The following is an 18,070-nucleotide window of genomic DNA, read 5'->3' as shown; positions in this document are numbered from 1 at the left end:
TTTTTGGCTGAATATTTCTATTTTTTGGCTGGATATTTCCAATCCCGGTTGCGGATTATCTCTATCTTTGCACAAAACAACAGATGTACAACAATCTTTTAAAATGATAAAAAAATATGTATTTGCGGCCGCCCTTCTGTCCTGCACCGCTGCTGTACGGGCACAGAACGGCATCATTCGTCAAAGCGATATCGAAAAAGCCAAGTCTATTACCCGACAAATGACCCTGGAAGAGAAGATTTCCTACATATCAGGCTATAAGGACTTCTCCATCCGCCCTGTCCCACGCCTCGGACTGCCGGAAGTGAAAATGGCCGACGGCCCTCAAGGCGTACGCAACAATGTAAAGAGCACCATGTATCCATGCGGGATTCTCACTGCGGCAACATGGAACAGAGCCTTGGCAAGACGCGTCGGCGAGAGCCTCGGGCGCGATTCCCGCCAGTACGGACTGGGGTTTATCCTCGGACCGGGTGTCAACATCTACCGTGCTCCTATGAGCGGACGGAACTTTGAGTACTTCGGAGAAGATCCGTATCTTGTCAGTGAAACCGCCAAAGCGTATATCCTCGGCGTACAATCACAGGGGGTCATCGCCACAGTGAAGCACTTTGCCATGAACAACCAGGAGTGGAGCCGCCACGTCGTAAGTTCTGACGCCGACGAAAGGACCATCCAAGAGATTTACTTTCCCGCTTTCCGCAAGGCTGTCCAGGAAGCTCATGTAGGAGCGGTCATGAGCAGTTATAACCTTATCAACGGTGTTCATGCTACAGAAAACGCATGGCTCAACCGTGAAGTGCTGCGCAATCAGTGGGGCTTCAAGGGCATCCTGATGTCCGACTGGGTGTCGGTTTACTCCGGACCAATGGCCGTTCTCGGCGGTCTGGACCTCGAAATGCCCAGCGGGAAGTTCATGAATGCGAAGGAACTCCTGCCTGCCTTGAAGAACGGAATCATCAAAGAGAGCATGATTGACCGACAGGTGGAACACATCCTGCAGACCCTTTCATCATTCGGGCTCCTCGATGCACCCCGTGCAGCTGTCCCGACCGGAAAGGACATCGCCTCGTCAAAGGCCACGGCACTGGACGATGCCCGCGAAGGAATCGTGCTGCTGAAGAACGATGAAGGCGTGCTGCCACTAAAGGGCCCGGCAGTCGTCTTCGGACCCAACGCCGACAACCTTCCCAAAGGGGGCGGAAGCGGATTCGTAGAGCCTTACTCCAGCATCTCCGTATGGAAAGGCTTACAAGCCCTTAAGGGCAGGCAGGCTTCGCTTCTGTCAGAAAGCCAATACACCATGCCGCTTGCTCTTACCTTCAAAGCCACCTATTATGACAACAGGGACTTTGCCGGAGCGGCGGTAATAAGCCGCAACGAGAAGGGCATCAGCCACGACTGGGGCAGCGACAGCCCCGGCGAAGGCATGCCAAAGGACCATTTCTCTGCACGCTGGACGGCCACTTATCAGCCCAAGACAGATGAAATCATCAGAATTTCCATGAATGGCGACGATGGCTACCGCTTCAAGATTGACGACAAAGAGGTGCTGGCCGATTGGCGGACACACGGCGTTACCTCAAAAGAAGCCTGTGTAAGGCTGGAAAAGGGGAAAACCTATCACCTCTGTGCAGAATACTTCGAGTGGGATCAAGGGGCTTCAGTTCATCTGGACATGGCAAAGCTAAACACAGAACTGATGAAAGGGAAACTGTCGAAAGCAGACAATGCCGTCGTGTGTGTAGGCTTCAACAGCGACTCTGAAGGCGAAGATTTCGACCGTCCTTTCGAACTAAGCACATGGCAGCAATACCTTATCAACATGGCAACGGCCAACTGCAAGAAGACCATCGTCGTTGTAAACAGCGGCGGCGGAATCCGTTTCAAGCCATGGATAGACAAGACCAAGGCTGTACTGATGGCCTGGTATCCCGGACAAGAGGGCGGACAGGCCATTGCAGAAATCCTGACAGGCAAGGTGTCGCCCAGTGGAAAGCTCCCTATCAGCATCGAAGAGAAATGGGAAGACAACCCTGTCTACGACAGCTACTATGATGACAGGAACGTCGCCCACAAGCGCGTACTCTACTCGGAAGGCCTGTTCCTGGGCTACCGGGGCTACGACAGAACCGGCAAGAAGCCCCTTTTCCCGTTTGGATATGGGTTAAGCTACTCTGCCTTTGCCTATAACGGGCTGCACGTTGAGAAGAAAGACAACAGCAAAGTAGCTGTGACCTTTACGGTGAAGAATGTCGGGAACAGGACAGCCGATGAGGTCTGCCAGCTTTACGTACATTGCGCGCAGAGCCGGGAACCGATCCCTTACAAGGAACTGAAAGGCTATGAAAAGGTGAGACTGCAGCGGGGAGAAAGCAGACAAGTAACGATAGAACTCGATGAAAGTGCCTTTTCACACTATGACACCGATTCTCATCGTTTCATTGTCGTCCCGGGAGAATACGAAATACTTGTGGGGACATCGTCAGCCGACCTCTCTTTGAGAGCCAAGATCAACTTGTAAACATTTATTCAACCATAATGATTATGAAAAGAATTCTATTATTACTTACAGGATTTAGCCTTCTGTTACTCTCCTGTACCTCTCCTTTCAACAATGATGTACCGACTCCACCGGAAAAGACTACCTATAAGAACCCCGTTGTAGCAGGCAGTCTGCCCGACCCCACCGTCATAAGAGGCAAAGACGGAAACTTCTATGTATATGCTACGGAAGACACCTACAACGTGCCGATCATGGCCTCCAGCAACCTTGCCAGCTGGCATTATGTCGCAAGAGCGTTCACTGATGCCACGCGGCCCAGGTTCGAACCTACCGGTAATGTGTGGGCTCCGGACATCAATTACATTGACGGAAAATATGTAATGTACTATGCCATGTCGACCTGGGGAGGCATTCAGACCTGTGGAATAGGCGTTGCCGTAGCCGATGCCCCCGGCGGTCCGTTCACCGATCTGGGCAAGATGTTCAGGAGCAATGAGATCGGCGTAACCAATTCCATCGACCCTTCCTACTTTGAATACGATGGAAAGAAGTACCTCGTGTGGGGCAGCTTCCACGGAATCTATGCCGTCCAGCTCAAGGACGACGGCTTGTCGGTCGTCGATGACGCAGAAGCGACGAAGATAAAACTGGCGGGGACCGCCTTTGAAGCACCTTATATACATAAGCATGGCGACTATTATTACCTCTTCGCATCATGGGGCAGCTGCTGCAATGGTGCCAAAAGCACTTATCGTGTAGTAGTAGGACGCTCAAAAGACATCTGGGGACCTTATGTAAACAAGGAGGGAGAGGGGATGTTGTCGAACAGCTTCTCGGTGGTAATAAGCCCTAACGACACCTTCGTCGGCAATGGTCATAATGCAGGGATAATACAAGATGACGCCGGCCAGGACTGGATTCTATACCACGGAATCGAGATCGGCAAGGAGAACGATGGCCGTTTCCTGCTGCTCGACCAGTTAAAATGGGATGAAAACGGCTGGCCCTACATCGAAGGAGGCTCTCCTTCCACCACCGAACAACCTTTACCAGTATTCAATAAAAAATAAAGATGACTATGGCCCAAATATCAAAAATCAGCAAATGTATAAGGAAATGCCTCGTAGCATCTCTCCTTGTCATACCCTGTCAGGTAAACGCACAGACGGCATTGAGCGTATCTGGCAGCGTGGCCGACACACATGGAGAGCCTTTAATAGGTGCAACCATCCGGACATCAGGCTCCTCTTCCGGCGTAATCACAGATATCGACGGACATTTCTCAATCAATGTAAAGAGCCTGAGAGACACCCTTTATGTAAGTTACATCGGCTATGAGGCGCAGCGTGAGCCCATCGCCGGTCGGAAAGTGCTTAACTTTACCCTGCAAGAAGATGTGGGTAAACTGGGTGAGGTAGTCGTTGTAGGATACGGAACACAGAAGAAGGAGTCGGTGGTAGGTGCCATTACCACCATCAATCCGGACCGGTTAAAGTCGGGGACATCACGTTCCCTCAGCAACAACCTGGCCGGTCAGGTGCCCGGTATCATAGCCGTACAACGGTCAGGAGAGCCCGGTTACGACAATTCCTCCTTCTGGATCCGTGGCATCAGCACCTTCCAGTCCGGCAGAAACCCACTCGTCTTAGTAGACGGCATTGAAAGAAGCCTGAACGACATAGACCCAAACGAGATTGAATCCTTCTCTGTTCTGAAGGATGCCGCCGCCAGTGCGGTGTATGGCGTACGTGGTGCGAACGGTGTCATCTTGATAAACACCAAGCGCGGACGTATTGGCAAACCTACTGTGAATATTACTTTCGAGAGTGCTGTCACGCAACCTACCAAGCTGCCGGACTTCGTCAATGGAGCCAAGTACATGGAAGTGATGAACAGCATCGCCGCCGAGAGCGGCAAAAGACCCGTCTACTCTGACGAGCAGATTTACAACACACGCTATCATCTGGACACAGACATATACCCGGACGTGAACTGGCTTGACGCCATTACAAAGGACTATGCCTCGAACAGCCATGCCACGATTGACGTGAATGGCGGCAGCGACATCATCAGATATTCTCTGGTGGGAGCCTATTATGGCGAGTCGGGAATCCTGGCACGCGACAAATCACAGTCGTGGGACTCTTCCTTACGCCTCGACCGCTATAATATGCGTTCCAATGTCGATATCAACATCACCCCTACAACGCTGCTGCGATTCAACATCGGAGGTTACTTACAGTCGCGCAGAGGGACTCCCGAGAGCATAGACGACATCTTCAACCAGGCTTTCACCATCACTCCCATCGCACATCCGGCGCAGTATTCCAATGGAAAGTTTGCCCGCGTGGTATACCGTGAGAATCCTTATGTACTCGCAACACAGCGGGGCTTCAAGACGACCAACTCCAGCAAGATAGAGTCTTTGTTCGCCTTGGAACAGGATCTGAAGTTCATCACTCCGGGACTGAAGTTCAAAGGTACTTTCTCTTTTGACAGTTACTCATCCAATTACGTGACACGGGCCAAGTGGCCGGATATGTATAACCCCGCCGTAGGCCGCAATGCCGTAACCGGGGAACTCGAGATGGGTGCTTTAGATACCGAAGGACAAGACTATCTGGGCTATGAAAAGGGAGCCGAATGGGGCAACAGGAGCACCTACCTGGAGTTCAACTTCAGTTACAACAGGACCTTTGCCAAGAAGCATACAGTAGACGCGATGTTCATGGGGAACTGGAGAAACTACGACGATGGCAGCAAACAGCCTTACCGCAACCAGGGGTTTGCAGGACGGTTCTCTTACAATTACGCTTCTAAATACATCGCAGAGTTCAACTTCGGATACAATGGTTCAGAGAACTTCGCCAAGGGAAAGCGTTACGGCTTCTTCCCTTCCGTAGCCGCAGGATGGATCATCAGCGAGGAAAAGTTCATGCAGAAGCTCCGCCCGGTATTGTCGAAAGCCAAGCTGAGAGTTTCGTATGGCCTGGCCGGCAACAGCTCTCTCGATGGCCGGCGCTTTGCCTATCTCTCTGAGATCTCTACCACCGATGCCTATGAATTCGGTTACAACAAGGAGTGGTCGATAAGAGGAAAGTGGGAAGGAGCCATCGGTGTTCCTGAACTTACATGGGAGACGGTCCGCAAAACAGATGCCGGACTTGAACTGGGATTCTTCAATGACGCCCTGCAAGTGCAGTTCGACTACTTCAAGGAGCAGCGCCGGGACATTTTCATGAAGCGTTCTAACTACCCCGCTTCGGCCGGATTCTCTGAAGCCCCATGGGCAAATATCGGGAAAGTGGACAACAATGGTTTCGAGGCTTCCCTCACATTGAACAAACAGCTGACCCGTGACTTCTTCCTTTCGGCACAGGCCAACGTCACCTATGCCAAGAACAAGATTCTTGAAAACGACGAGGCAATCAGCAAAAGGGGGACCTACCGCAGTACGATAGGCCGCTCGGTAGGCCAGCTGGAAGGCCTGGTGGCAGAGCGGCTGTTCACCGACGACGACTTCATCGACCCCGAAAAGGGTATCTTGAAGCCGGGTGTCCCTATACAGTCATACACCTCTACCGTGCGTCCCGGTGACATCAAGTACAAGGATCTGAATGCCGATGGCATCATCGATGCCCTCGATGTCACCGCCATCGGCGGGACGGCCGATCCGCGGTTGATTTACGGTTTCGGCGTCAATCTCGTCTATAAGTACTTCGATTTAGGCATGCTTTTCCAAGGAAACGGATGCACATGGCAGATTATCGGTCGTTCGCAGGACTTCCTCCCGGGTGGAGGGAACTCGGCAACGGGCAACATTCTCTCGAATGTCGATGACCGGTGGACGGCAGACAAGCCCTCACAGAATGTTTTTTATCCACGTTTGACAGCCGGTCCTAACGCCAACAACTCCCAGGCATCCACCTGGTGGCTAAAAGACATGAGCATGCTGCGGATGAAAGAGATAGAAATAGGCTATTCATTACCTAAGAATCTCATTGCGAAAATTTATCTGAGCAAAGCCCGCCTCTACCTCCGCGGCACCAATCTGCTCACTTTCTCCAAGTTCAAACTATGGGATCCAGAGGTAACATCAAGCAATAGCAACGGCTTACGCTACCCTATCATGAAGTCATTCTCCATGGGCATCGAAATAGCTTTCTAATATTTATAAATTGTATGAGAAATTTTATCACAAAGGCATTCATCGCCTCATCAGTCATATTCTGTTTAGGTTCATGTACCGACTATCTGGACAAAGAACCGGACGATTACGAAACCCTTGGAAAGGTGTTTAGCGACAAATCGGAAGTGGAAGGCTGGCTAAGTGCCATCTATTCCGGTATCGTAGAGAACTATGCTTCCTGCATGAGAGGCTTCGACAGCATGGCCGACGACATCGCTCCATCCGTCGGATGGGAGGCTTACGGGTGGCCGGTCATCGGATACCAGAAGGGAAACTTTGACCCGACGACCGACTGGGAGTACCGAGGGGCATACTGGTACACCCTCCCCCGTAGGACAAGGTCGGCTTATACCCTCCTGAACCGTATCCACAGTCTTCCTGAACAAGGCCTGAACGACCAGGAAGTGGAGTACATGAAGAACGAGGCCAAGTTCCTCATTGCCTACAACAACTACTGCCGGCTGACGGTCTGGGGTGCTGTTCCGGTGCAGGAGGGTACCGCCAATCTGGAGTCTGACTCTCTGATGATCGGCCAGACACCGTTCGACGATGTGGTCAGGGACACCGAAGCCAAACTTCTTGAGGCTGCAAAGGGGCTTCCTCCTTTTTATACCGATGCGAAGAAGTACGGCCGTGCCACCTCCATCATGTGCTATGCCATCCGCGCAAGACTGCTGCTGTTCGCAGCAAGCCCGCTCGTCAACGGCAACAGCGACTATTCCAACTACCGCAACAACAAGGGGCAGCTTATCTTCAACCCTGCCTACGACCCTGCGAAATGGGAGAAGGCGGCCAAGGCGTGCAAGGAGCTGATCGACCTGGCTGCAGCCAACGGGCACGGGCTGTACAAGGAATACAACAGCGACGGCACGATAGATCCGTACATGTCGTTCCAGAATATGCTCTTCGTTACCGCCAACCGCGGCAATAATGAGATACTGTTCCCCCGTGCATGGGTGAATTCCAACAGCTACGATGAGCATGCCCAGCCCCGCGGAACAGCCGGCAACGGCGGACTGGGGGTCAGCCAGACGCTCGTCGACGCATTCTACATGAAGAACGGACTGACCCCTATCAAGGGGTACAATGCCGACGGCTCGCCTGTCATCAACCCTGCTTCCGGCTACACAGAGACAGGCTTCTCGGATGCCGATGACAAGGAAAAGACCAAATGGATAGAAGGTGCTCCTGACGGATCTGCCAAGAACGCCACCAATGTCATTACCCAGGCAGGCACCTTCAATATGTATTGCAACCGCGAGCCACGATTCTACATCACCGTTCTCTATAACGGAGCATGGTTCAGAAGAGAGGGAAGAAACACCCAGTTCTACTCCGGCGGCTATGACGGCGGCCCTACCCACGATGCTCCTTCCTACGGATATCTCGTAAGAAAGAAGGTGTCTCCGGATGTGGATCCGCGCCAGAGAGTACACCCTTACCGTCCGGGAGTGCTCTACAGGATGGGCGATGCCTACCTGGACTATGCCGAAGCACTCAACGAATGCGACCCCGGCAACCCTGACATCGTGAAGTATCTCAACCTTATCCGCGAACGTGCGGGCATCCCACAGTATGGGACAGGTGTGGGATATGTCCCTGTCCCTGGCAATCAGGAGGAAATGCGCGAGGCTATCCATCACGAAAGAAGAGTTGAACTGGCCTGCGAGAACGGCACCCGATGGTTCGATTTAAGACGCTGGAAGGAAGCCGAGAAGCAGCTGACCGGCACTTTCTACGGCATGAACTTCGCCGGGACACTGAACAGCGACAACAAGTCTAATCCTAAATCATACTTCGTAAGGACTCCTGTCATGACCCGTTCCTTCTCCAAGAAGAACTACTGGATGCCCATTCCGCAGGACGACATAGACAAGAATCCGAACTTACGCCAGCTTCCGGGTTGGAATTGACAACGAAACTATTACTGATATGAAAATAAAAAGATTATCTTTAGCATGGGTATCTGCCATCCTCATGATGCTGGGAACGGCCGGTTGCAACGACGAAGCCGCAATCCCCACCCCTCCGGATATCCACACGGTGAAGCTCAGCAGCCATTACTTTGCCACGGCAGTAGATGAAGAGCTTAGCATAACACCCAGGTTCAACAACCCTGAAACGTTCGCAAAAGGCTTCTCATGGACTAATTCAGACTCCACCGTAGCCTCCATCGCCGTCGATCCCCAGACCCTGGTCTGCAAGGTTACGACCTTGAAGGTAGGTACGACTGTCCTCAGAATAACATCAGAAGACGGCTCTTTGAAAGACAGCTGTATCGTGGATGTCAACAGACAGTCATATACACTTAAGGCACCTGTCTATATCAATCTCTTCGGCAATGCCGACGCTCCTTGGAACAACCTGGGAAGCTACTCGGAAGGAGCGGGGCTCAACGAGATGAAAGACATCAACGGCAACCCTACCTGGGTAAACATCAAGATTACCAATGCCTTCAACTGGGGCGAGAATGACGGAGACCCGGAAGAGACAATAGAAGACGGGAGACCGATAACGCTGCCCAATGCCGTGTCCGGAAGTGCCTTCAAGAACGACAGGAAAGCCGATACAGGCGTATTCGAGATCAGCGGACTGAGCTACAAACAAAGCTATCATCTCGCATTCTTTGCGAGCAAACGCTTTTGGGGAGATGTCTGTTCGGCCAAGATTACAGCAGCAGGAGACAACCTGGCGACAATAACCTTGCTGACAAAGAAAACCTCTTCCGACCCGGGAGATACGGGAGCGGCAGTTCCGAAAGGTACGGCCATCGGCGGGACACCTGCCGAAGACAACACCTTCATACGCTACGGAAAGATGAAGATAACCCCCGACGGAAGCGGGAAAATCATCATTACCGTTACCGGTGGAGAAGGAGGAAACCAGCCGGACGGCACAAGCTTCATCAACGCCATCCTCATTTCGCCTGTCGAATAACTTCTTTCAAAAACTTAGATTCAAGTCTGCAGACCGGACAGGCTGCCCTGAACGCAGGGCGGCCTGTTTTTCTTTTTCTTGAATTTATATAAGGAAAAAACATTATCTTTGCAGTCTAATCACCGTTACCGCCATGTTTAAAAAGGTCACATTCCTTGTCTGTATATGTACGCTTCTGGAGCTCTGCCCCGCTTCGGCACAGACCGGTTACGCTTTCAAACACATCGATACAAACGACGGACTGTCGCAAAGCACGGTGTATTCTATCCTTCAGGACCGAACCGGATTTATCTGGATGGGGACGAAAGTGGGGCTGTGCCGATACGACGGGAGCTTCTTCAAGGTGTACAGCCATAACAATTCCAAACTGGGAAGCGACTTCGTCACCTCGCTCTACCAGTCGGAGGACGGCCTTATATGGGTGGGAACCGACCAGGGGGTATGGCTCTACACGCCCTCGACCGACTCCTTCCGGCCTTTCAAGGCCATCAGTGACCGGAAGAACAGGATAACAGGAAACGTGAATTTCATCGCCGGACACCACGGGAGAATCTACATCGGGGTGAACGAGCAAGGCCTCTTTGTCTATGACCTAAAGACGAAACGGTTGCAGAACCACACCTTTCCGCACCATCCGAACATCGCCTCCATCGGCTTCAGTGCCGGCAACAGGGTGTGGCTTGGCTTCTATGGGGGCGGACTCTGGTACGCCTCTCCCCCGTTCCGGAACCTTGCGCCCTTTTCCGCAAACGGCCGCCAGCCCTTTAAGGGATGTATCGTTTCGGCCATCCGGGAGGTGAATCCCACGATGGTTTTCGTGGGAACCGACAAGCACGGGCTAAGCATCATCAACCCGAGGCAGGCGGCCGTTGCCGATGTAAAGGCCAGGGAGAACGGCTACGACATCTTTGTAAGGGCACTGTCGGTGAAGGGCAACGAGGTGTGGGCGGCCAGCGAGCAGGGACTTTACGTTTACAACATAACGACAAAAGCGCTGCATCACTACACCAACGATGCCTCCGACCCCTTCTCCCTGTCGGACAACCCGCTGTATTGCCTGCTCCACGACCGCGGAAACGGTATGTGGATGGGCTCTTACTTCGGCGGGGTAAACTATGTGTCGCTGTCCGCCCCGCCCTTTGTCCGTATTCTTCCATCGCCTGCGGAAGGCAGACTGCATGGACGAAGGGTGCGCGAAATGGTGCTGGACACCGGCGGACAGCTGTGGATCGGCACAGAAGACGGAGGTCTGAACTGCATGGACATGGCCACCGGCAGAATCACCCATATACCCGAAAGCATGGCTTTTCCCAATGTACACGGTTTATGTGTACGTGGGAACGAGCTGTGGGCGGGCACCTTTGCCACGGGGCTGAAGGTGATAGACACCCATACACACAGGGTCATCAAGAGCTTCCAGGCCGATGGAAAGCCGGGGGCCTTGCACGACAACACCATCTTCAGCATCGCCATGTCGCCCCGGAAAGAACTGTATTTCGGAACGATCCGCGGACTATGCCGGCTCAACGGAAGCACCGGGCACTTTGAATACGACGGCAACATCCCCCCCGTGCTCATCAACAAGGTGAAGTTCGACCACCTCGGCAACCTATGGGTGGCTACGCAGAACAATGGCGTTTATCTTAGAACGGGCACTGCCCGCCGCTGGATTCATTTCACCCGCAGCCACATCGGGGGCTATACGCTGGGCAAAGCCGTAGGACTGTACGAAGACAGAAACGGCAATATGTGGATCATGACACTGGGAAACGGGCTCTTTTCCTACACCCCCCGCACCGGGAAGATACGGAAAGTGTCGCTGGAAGGCTATGGGACGGCCGAGCCGGTGGTGCTCGACCTCGTAGAGGACCGGGACGGGTTCCTCTGGATGTCGACCCTGAGCGGTATCCTGAGGTACGATGCCGGCACAAGGCAGTCGCAGCTGTTCTCCGCTCAGGTGACGATGCTCGACAACCAGCTCAATGTCTCTTCGGCCGCTGTCGACCGAAAAGGCGACATCTACTTCGGGTCGTACAATGGCATTGTGAAGTTCTCTCCCGGTGCCTTCAAACGGCATTACCCCACGCCAAGGCTCATTGCGACGGACCTGATCGTGAATAATACCGATGTAGACAACCACACTTCCGGCAGCCCTCTGAGCCGGAACATTTCCTATACGAAGGAGATAGAACTGGCATACAATCAGAATTCCTTCTCCCTGCGTGTCGTCCCGCTGGCCTATGAGCAGCTGCAGAAATATCAGATGGAGTATATTCTGGAAGGATTTACCGATACGTGGCAGCCCGTCAGAGTAGATTACCGCATCGGATTCGACAACCTCCCGGCCGGTGAATACCTGCTCCGCGTAAGAATCAAGAACAGCAAAGGAGAGTGGGACGCCCGGGAATACAGCCTGAAAGTGGTGGTAAAGCCCCATCCACTGCTCTCGTTCTGGGCAAAGCTGTTCTACCTTCTCTGCGCCTGCGCAACGGCCTACTTCACGGTCCGCCGTCTTCACAGGCGCAACAGGCGCAAACGCAAGCAGGCGATGGACAAGCTGGAGCAGGAGAAAGAGATGGAACTCTATGAGAGCAAGATCAACTTCTTCACTCATGTGGCACACGAAATACGCACTCCCCTTACCCTCATCAAAGGCCCGCTGGAGCACATCATCAAACAGGAAAGGGTGAAAGACGCCCAGACCAAGGAGGATCTGCATATCATGTCGAGGAACACCGAACGGCTGAACGAGCTCATCAACCAGCTGCTGGACTTCAGAAAAGCCGAACGAGACGGGCTGAAACTGAACTTCGAGCACTGTGACATCCCACAGCTGGTCGATAAAACGTATCGACGCTTCCTGCCGCTGATCCGGGAAAAGAACATCGATGCCACGCTGTCTGTCTGCGATGCGGGCCTTATGGCTTATGTCGATCAGGAGTGCTTCACGAAGATCATCAGCAATCTGCTCGGCAATGCCGTGAAATACTGTGCCTCCCGGATATCCATTCTCATAGAGTCGGCCCCGGACAACACGTTCTCCGTCATCATCAGCAATGATGGAAATATCATTTCGAAAAATCTTCGAAGCAGGATTTTCGAACCCTTCTTCAGGGTAGAAAACCATCAGCAGACAGCACAGACCGGAACGGGAATAGGGCTGGCACTGGCCAGGAACCTGGCCGAACTGCACAAAGGAACACTCACCATGGACGAGGACGGCCATCTGAACGTGTTCCGCCTCACCCTCCCTCTGAACCAGACGGACTATATCCCGCTGTCTGCAGAGTCGGGCCTCACCAACATGGACGAAGCCGAACCCAGAAAATCGGGTCGTCCACTGCTGCTGCTGGTAGACGACAATGCCGAGATGCTGGAATACGAAAAACGCACATTGCAGGATTATTACGACATCGTCCTGGCAGCCAACGGACAGGAAGCGCTCTCCGTGCTGGAGCGGGAAAAAGTGAACCTGGTGGTCACCGATGTGATGATGGCGCCCGTCAATGGCTATGAACTGTGCCGGAACATCAAGAAAGATGTAAACTACAGTCACACGCCTGTCATCCTCCTCACCGCTGCCACACTGGATCTGGCACGGATGGAGGGAATGGAAAGCGGTGCCGACGCCTATATAGAGAAACCTTTCTCTATGGAATTCCTCATCAATACCATCACCAATCTGCTGCGGTCGCGCGAAGAAATAAAGCGTACCTATGCCGGCTCACCCTTCGTCTCGTCAGACACCGTGGCGAAAAGCAATGTCGACAAGGAGTTCCTGGAACGGCTGCGAAATGTGATGCAACGGCACATGAGCAACAGCGAGTTCAATGTCGACCAGCTCGCCTCCGACATGAACATGAGCCGCTCCAACCTGAACCGGAAGGTGAGGGGGACACTTAACGTGTCTCCCAATACCTATATCCGCATCGAACGGCTGAAATATGCTGCCCAGTTACTGAAGGCCGGCGACTGCAAAATCAACGAAGTGTGCTACAAAGTAGGCTTCAACAACTCCGGCTACTTCACCAAATGCTTCTATGCCCAGTTCGGAATCCTGCCCAAAGACTTCATCAAATCCAGCTGACACCCTGCCGGACAGAAAAAAGAAGAAGGGCGGGAAAGAGAAAGGAAAAACATATGACAGCGACGGACAGGGCTTCCCGGCAGATGTGCCGGGGCCCGGCACCTGTCGTGCCGACGGCAGACACCCGCCGTGCTGACGGCCCGAACTCTGCGGCCGGGGCCGTGTCAAAAAAGAACATGGCAGCTGAACTGTAGGGAAATGTGTCCCCACAGCAGGGGGCAGACCAGCGTGGAAATTCCAGATCATGCCTTGACACTACGCTTCTGCAGACCTCCTTTCCAAAGTTAGAGAAAGTTAAAACGGAGAAAAACAATGAAAACAAGTGCAGTCTTTCAGGGCTGACAGACTCCTTTGACAAAAAGGGACATTCCCTTGATTTCAGACAGCATGATACAGATTGACGCTTGCAAAAACGGGGACAAGGAAGCCCTCGGAGAACTCTATACGACATACGCCGACAGACTTTTAGGCGTATGTCGGCATTATGTGAAGGATGATGACTCTGCCCGGGATGTTCTGCATGATGCTTTCATTATTATCTTCACCTCCATCAAGTCGCTGAAAGACAACTCAAAATTGGAGGGATGGATGATAACTATAGTAAGGAACCTGTGCCTAAGATTCCTGCAAAGTACAGAAAAAGACGATATTCCTCTATCCAGTCTGGGCCTTGAACTCTTGAGCGAGGAAGATGAGAAGGAAAAGAATATTGACATAAAACTATTGTTGGAGGCGATAGAGTCGTTACCGGATGGGAACAGAGAGGTGTTCAAACTTTCTGTTTTGGATGGTCTTTCCCACAAGGAAATCGGAGAACTGCTTGGTATCAATCCTCACAGTTCTTCTTCACAGTTGTTTAGGGCAAAGAAAATGCTACGCACCATACTGATTAATTATTGGATGCTCTTCTTGCTTCCTATTCTTATACCAGTCTATATCTATTTCGTAACGAGGGACGAGTCTGCCAGCACTTCTGATGACAAGCTAACAGCAGTAAACACTCATAAGGAACTTCCAAGACGGGCTCAAAAAGGCACAGCCCCTCAAAAGAAAGCGCAACCAAACGATTCAATCCCATCAACTACCAACTTGAATGATGATCATATTTTGGCAAAAATAGTTGTTTCTGCTGAAGAGATTTCTTCACAAATAATAACTGATAGTGTAAAATCTGGACAGCAGACAGTACCAATCTGTGTAGATTCCTTACAAAAACATCTGGCAGTAAAGGATATCAGCATAGAAGACTCTGTGTTCCGTATTCCACAAATTCCAGAAGAAAGAATGATGGCATTGAACGAAAGAATGTCGCCTGATGTACGCAATAAGAAGAAATACCCATGGACATTTAACTTCGGTTATTCTTCCAATGCTGGAGCAAATGGAGCCATGTCCAACCTGAACTACCTGTCGGTAGTAGATTACGCTAACGGTGGGGCTGCGGCAAAACTATATACATGGGATGATTATGCAAACTATCTCGCCCGGAACAATGCCTTGATGGATTCTGTCGAGATGGCAAAAATGTCATGGATAGCACTCAACAATGCAACAGATGGCAACGCATCCTTAGGTGAAAAAGCGCATCACTACCGCCCAAAAACATTTGGATTATCGCTTAATAAGCAATTAAGTTCGCATTGGACTTTTAGCACGGGTTTGACCTATACAAGGTTGAAGTCTGATTTTGAGAGCGAGTTTAATGGTGCAACCTTGTTGAAAACCCAAAAGATTGATTATGTGGGCATTCCTTTGCGATTGGCCTATCGTATCTGGGGCAAGGGGCGTTTAAATGCCTATACAACCGGTGGTGTGACATTCGAGATGCCTGCCCACAGTTCGCTGGACAAGAAGTATATCATAACGTCTGACTCGTCATACACGCTGAGGGGTGACATCAAGGCCCGCTATCAGTGGTCTGTAAACTTAGGCATAGGTGTGCAGTACAAGCTATTCAAGCCTTTCAGCCTGTATCTGGAACCAAACATGTTCTACTACTTCAGAAATAGCAGTAACCTTGAGACTTACCGCACAGAGCATCCGTTCATCATAACGGTACCATTCGGATTGCGGCTTACTTGGTAAATGGAGATAATGAGTAAATAAAAAGTCATGAATACAGTGCAGTCTTTTAGTAGTTTTCTACTCTTAACAATAAAAGACAAAACTCAAAAGAAAGAATGTACAGTATTTATGACTACATCCACAATGGAATTGTATTTGTCAACAATGTAGTACGCAGACAGCACAAGGAACTCACATCCCTGATGATCTACTCCACGACAAGCTGTCAGTCTCGTTGCAGACACTGTTCCATTTGGAAGAAACCCGTGGAAAATCTCAGCTTAGATGACATCATCAGAATAATGAACAGCAAATGTGTAACAAAACGCACGACGGTCGGCTTGGAAGGAGGTGAGTTTATCCTCCATCCCGAAGCAGACAAGATACTGGGATGGTTCGACATTCATCATCCCAACTATACTTTGCTGTCTAATTGCCTCGCAGTGGATAAGGTTATTTCGTCTGTGAAGAATCATCACCCCAAGCATCTGTATGTTTCACTCGACGGCAATAGGGAAACCTATCGCTATATGCGTGGCAGGGATGGATATGATAAGGTTATTGAAGTCATTGAGGCGTGCAAAGACATTGTTCCCATATCCCTGATGTTCTGTCTTTCTCCTTGGAATTCTTTTGGAGACATGGAATATGTGATAGATGTAGCCAAAAGATATGGCATAGACGTGCGTATTGGCATATACAGTACAATGTCATTTTTTGACACGACCAAGGACTTGATGGAAGCTGATGATGCGGATTTCATCGGTCAGATACCATCCTCCATACATCAAACGGACGAAAACTTTGACTTTGTTGCCCTATATGACGAGTGGAAGAATAACAGGTTGAAACTTCGGTGTCACAGTATTTTCAGCGAGTTGGTCATCCATTCCAATGGCGATGTCCCCTTGTGCCAAAATTTGGATGTAATCTTGGGCAACATCCATGAGAATACGCTCGACGAGATTTTCAACTCAAAGAAAGCAGGGAAGATTCAGTGCCAACACTCCAAAGAATGTAATCAATGCTGGATCAACTATCATCGGAAGTATGATATTATCCTGTTGAGGAATCTGGAAAAAATACTACCCAAACGACTGATAGAGTTGTTTTACGGGAAATACCAATGGACAGATGACAGGCATACCACCTATAAGAAGCATTTAAAGAAAATAACCGCATAACGAATGAACATGGGATATTATTTAGATAACATCATTGGTAGATACAAGAATATGCGCAGCATCAGGGAACTGGGACATACCTACACACAGCAATATGCTCTTGTGGGTATTGGAAATCATTGTGTCAGCAACCTGTTGCCTGTCATACAGTATCTGCAACTGCCACTGAAATACATCTGCTGCACCTCGGAGAAAAAAGCCAAGTTGATTTCTCAAAAATACAAGGGGGTTAAAGGAACTACTTCCTTACATCACATCTTGAACGATGATACGGTTTCTGGAGTCTTTGTGGCTGCCAATCCACATGCACATTCGCAGATTGCAAGTGAAGTCATTAAAGCCGGGAAATCCTTATTTATAGAGAAACCGCCATGCGAGAACGAAAGGGAACTGAACTCCCTGATAGATACGGTCAAACTGTATGGGTCACAACATATCGTTGTCGGACTGCAAAGACGATTTGCCCCTGCAACCCAAATCTTGCAAAAGCGATTGAGAAGTGAGGGTAAACGACACTATCATTATCGCTATCTTACGGGATTATACCCGGAGGGAGATGCCCTGCTCGACCTCTTCATCCATCCTCTTGACTATGTTACATTCCTCTTTGGCGAAGCAAAGATAAAGGTGGTAGAAACAATGACCAGTAAGGATGGCGGACAGACCTTGTTTCTTATGTTGGAGCATCAAAATATAACGGGGATGCTGGAACTATCAACAGATTACTCTTGGCAGGATGCACAGGAACAATTAAGTATCAGTACAGATAATGGACAATATCTATTGGATAGAATGGAAAGACTTGATTTTGCTCCAAGACACTCTGCGATATTGGGAATCCCCTTGGAAAAAATCTTCCAAAACAAAGCAACCATTGTAAATCTCTACGGAAGGAATGGTTTTGTTCCAACCATTGGGAATAATCAAATCATCTCACAAGGTTTCTTCTCCGAAATTCAGGTGTTTGCTGACATGGTTGAAAACAAGTGTGATGATGATCATGCCTTTGATCTGGAAAGTGTCAAGCAGGTTTATACTCTCATGTCAAAAATACATAATTGCACAAGCAAGAAATAGCGAATAATCACGTTTATATAAAACAG

At 50.5% G+C, this 18,070-nt stretch carries 10 protein-coding genes; all 10 read left to right on the top strand.

Translation table 11 applies throughout. The features are described 5' to 3' along the window. Nucleotides 1–103: 103 nt before the first annotated feature. The 10 genes from DYH27_RS09875 (at nt 104) to DYH27_RS09835 (ending at nt 18,044) form a co-directional block, all read left to right on the top strand. Nucleotides 104–2,524 (top strand): beta-glucosidase, encoded by a 2,421-nt coding sequence (locus DYH27_RS09875; RefSeq protein ID WP_029216512.1) that lies wholly within the window; start codon nt 104–106, stop codon nt 2,522–2,524. A gap of 23 nt (nt 2,525–2,547) precedes the next feature. Then, nucleotides 2,548–3,576, top strand: coding sequence for a family 43 glycosylhydrolase (locus tag DYH27_RS09870; protein WP_025067186.1), 1,029 nt, complete (start codon nt 2,548–2,550; stop codon nt 3,574–3,576). A gap of 8 nt (nt 3,577–3,584) precedes the next feature. Next, entirely contained in the window at nt 3,585–6,674 is a 3,090-nt protein-coding gene (locus tag DYH27_RS09865) for a SusC/RagA family TonB-linked outer membrane protein (protein ID WP_029216513.1), read from the top strand. 14 nt (nt 6,675–6,688) lie between these two features. After that, the gene (locus tag DYH27_RS09860) at nt 6,689–8,608 is read left to right on the top strand and encodes a RagB/SusD family nutrient uptake outer membrane protein (protein WP_025067185.1); all 1,920 of its coding nucleotides are present in this window, start codon (nt 6,689–6,691) and stop codon (nt 8,606–8,608) included. Nucleotides 8,609–8,627: 19 nt separating this feature from the next. After that, nucleotides 8,628–9,632, top strand: a complete 1,005-nt coding sequence (locus DYH27_RS09855; protein WP_029216514.1) for a hypothetical protein — start codon at nt 8,628–8,630, stop codon at nt 9,630–9,632. A gap of 133 nt (nt 9,633–9,765) precedes the next feature. Further along, a complete protein-coding gene (locus tag DYH27_RS09850) occupies nt 9,766–13,719 on the top strand; it encodes a hybrid sensor histidine kinase/response regulator (protein ID WP_029216515.1) in 3,954 nt (1,317 codons plus the stop codon). A 53-nt stretch (nt 13,720–13,772) separates the two neighbouring features. Continuing rightward, on the top strand, nt 13,773–13,913 hold the full coding sequence (locus tag DYH27_RS13425) for a hypothetical protein (protein WP_169447815.1): 141 nt from the start codon (nt 13,773–13,775) through the stop codon (nt 13,911–13,913). Nucleotides 13,914–14,106: 193 nt separating this feature from the next. Beyond that, nucleotides 14,107–15,804 (top strand): sigma-70 family RNA polymerase sigma factor, encoded by a 1,698-nt coding sequence (locus DYH27_RS09845; RefSeq protein WP_025067184.1) that lies wholly within the window; start codon nt 14,107–14,109, stop codon nt 15,802–15,804. Between the two features lie 95 nt (nt 15,805–15,899). Further along, nucleotides 15,900–16,967 carry a radical SAM/SPASM domain-containing protein gene (locus DYH27_RS09840; RefSeq protein ID WP_025067183.1) on the top strand — a complete coding sequence of 356 codons (1,068 nt, stop codon included), beginning with the start codon at nt 15,900–15,902 and terminating at the stop codon, nt 16,965–16,967. Between the two features lie 9 nt (nt 16,968–16,976). After that, nucleotides 16,977–18,044 carry a Gfo/Idh/MocA family protein gene (locus DYH27_RS09835; protein ID WP_025067182.1) on the top strand — a complete coding sequence of 356 codons (1,068 nt, stop codon included), beginning with the start codon at nt 16,977–16,979 and terminating at the stop codon, nt 18,042–18,044. Nucleotides 18,045–18,070 lie beyond the last annotated feature (26 nt).

This window comes from Prevotella denticola, assembly GCF_900454835.1.
GTDB lineage: Bacteria > Bacteroidota > Bacteroidia > Bacteroidales > Bacteroidaceae > Prevotella > Prevotella denticola.
The sequence above is the reverse complement of the archived record's forward strand: the minus strand, read 5'-3'. Positions and strand labels throughout refer to the sequence as shown.

Bases quoted from the DNA above. Each gene is read 5' to 3' on its own strand.
- DYH27_RS09865 (WP_029216513.1), top strand. From the start codon at position 3,585: ATGGCCCAAATATCAAAAATCAGCAAATGTATAAGGAAATGCCTCGTA.
- DYH27_RS09875 (WP_029216512.1), top strand. From the start codon at position 104: ATGATAAAAAAATATGTATTTGCGGCCGCCCTTCTGTCCTGCACCGCT.
- DYH27_RS13425 (WP_169447815.1), top strand. From the start codon at position 13,773: ATGACAGCGACGGACAGGGCTTCCCGGCAGATGTGCCGGGGCCCGGCA.
- DYH27_RS09860 (WP_025067185.1), top strand. From the start codon at position 6,689: ATGAGAAATTTTATCACAAAGGCATTCATCGCCTCATCAGTCATATTC.
- DYH27_RS09855 (WP_029216514.1), top strand. From the start codon at position 8,628: ATGAAAATAAAAAGATTATCTTTAGCATGGGTATCTGCCATCCTCATG.
- DYH27_RS09840 (WP_025067183.1), top strand. From the start codon at position 15,900: ATGTACAGTATTTATGACTACATCCACAATGGAATTGTATTTGTCAAC.
- DYH27_RS09870 (WP_025067186.1), top strand. From the start codon at position 2,548: ATGAAAAGAATTCTATTATTACTTACAGGATTTAGCCTTCTGTTACTC.
- DYH27_RS09845 (WP_025067184.1), top strand. From the start codon at position 14,107: ATGATACAGATTGACGCTTGCAAAAACGGGGACAAGGAAGCCCTCGGA.
- DYH27_RS09835 (WP_025067182.1), top strand. From the start codon at position 16,977: ATGGGATATTATTTAGATAACATCATTGGTAGATACAAGAATATGCGC.
- DYH27_RS09850 (WP_029216515.1), top strand. From the start codon at position 9,766: ATGTTTAAAAAGGTCACATTCCTTGTCTGTATATGTACGCTTCTGGAG.